General features: G+C 63.0%; 1 protein-coding gene. It reads right to left on the reverse strand.

Annotation, left to right across the window (positions count from 1 at the left end; translation table 11 throughout):
• Window positions 1-10: 10 nt before the first annotated feature.
• Window positions 11-838 (reverse strand): IS5 family transposase, encoded by an 828-nt coding sequence (locus QLH51_RS19825; RefSeq protein ID WP_283514682.1) that lies wholly within the window; start codon window positions 836-838, stop codon window positions 11-13.
• Window positions 839-916: the final 78 nt, after the last annotated feature.

Below are 916 nucleotides of genomic sequence, written 5' to 3' on the forward strand. Positions count from 1 at the left end.
AGAGCCCGACTCATAATTCGAGCTTTGCGATACGGCGGGTCATTCGCCTGATGGATGCGATGATGAGCCATGCTTCTGACGAGGCGATGGAAGCCTCCCAGTCCTTGGCGAGGCGTCGGCATCGGTTGAGCCATGCGATGGTGCGCTCGACGACCCAGCGGCGGGGCAGGATGACGAAGGACCGGGTATCCGACCGTTTGACGATCTCGATGGCAAGCCGGTCGATATGCGCGATTGCGGTTTCCAGTTTGGGCCCTGCATAGCCGCCATCGGCGAAGAAGCGGGCCAGCGAAGGATATGCATCCCGGCATCGCTCGAGGAGGCCAGGTGCGGCATCGCGATCCTGAACGCCGGCGGGAAGGATCAGGGCGTCGAGCAAGCTGCCAGTCGTATCGGTCGCGATGTGGCGCTTGCGCCCTTTGATCTTCTTGCCCGCGTCGTAGCCGCGCGGGCCTCCCGCTTCGGTGGTCTTGACCGACTGGCTATCGATGATGCCTGCAGTCGGTTCGGCAGCGCGGCCTTCCGCGACCCGCACCCCGGCCACCAGCACCGCGTTGACCGCATCGAGCAGGCCGCTGTCGCGCATCCGGTAGAAATGATACTGCACCGTCGTGAACGGTGGGAAGTCCCGGGGCAATTGCGCCCACTGACATCCCGTCGCCGCAAGATACTGGATAGCGTTCCACACATCCCGTGCGCGGTGCAGGCGTGGACGCCCTACCTTCGTCGTTCGTGCCAGCAGCGGTGCGATGATCGCCCATTCCGCATCGGTGCAGTCGCTTGTGTAGCGCAGCCTTCTTCTGTCATGCTCGCGGCGAGCGGTTTCGGTCCAGCCCATATGATCCCCGTGGTCTTCGCAACCCTCGGTGAATCACAACTGGCTGAAATCGCTCAACCTAATTTCCGGTTGGGCTCT

The sequence above is a fragment of the Sphingomonas sp. 2R-10 genome, assembly GCF_030062225.1.
Classification (GTDB): domain Bacteria; phylum Pseudomonadota; class Alphaproteobacteria; order Sphingomonadales; family Sphingomonadaceae; genus Sphingomonas.

Excerpts from the sequence above, each read along its gene's own strand:
- QLH51_RS19825 (WP_283514682.1), bottom strand. The coding sequence starts at position 838 with ATGGGCTGGACCGAAACCGCTCGCCGCGAGCATGACAGAAGAAGGCTG.